General features: G+C 56.3%; 1 pseudogene. It reads right to left on the bottom strand.

Features of this window, described 5'->3' with window-relative positions:
* Positions 1 to 197, bottom strand: a pseudogene (locus ALO64_RS25890) (T3SS effector HopA1 family protein); the annotation flags it as partial.
* Positions 198 to 327 lie beyond the last annotated feature (130 nt).

The following is a 327-nucleotide window of genomic DNA, read 5'->3' on the forward strand; positions in this document are numbered from 1 at the left end:
AACCCGGGGCGGTTCAGTTCTACACGCGGGAGTTCTTTTGCGTAGATCTGATAAAGAGCACCGGAACTTGTATTGCCATTGGCTTTCGCCTTTTCGGCCCATTGCAAAATACTGCTGTTTACCAGGCGGCCATTGGGCAGCCCGCTTTTCTGGACGGACGTGGTGGCCGAACTGCCTTGCCCCTCTTCGATGTTCAATGGCATACGACCCAGATGGGTCTGCCCCTGGCGTATAAGACGGGGACCGGCGGGGCCGCGCTTTTCATTGAGTACCTGGGCAATTTGATCGGACTGACTGCCGGAACTCCCACTTAAGGAGACGCTGAAC

The sequence above is a fragment of the Pseudomonas meliae genome (genome assembly GCF_001400515.1).
In the GTDB taxonomy this organism is placed as follows: Bacteria; Pseudomonadota; Gammaproteobacteria; order Pseudomonadales; family Pseudomonadaceae; genus Aquipseudomonas; species Aquipseudomonas amygdali.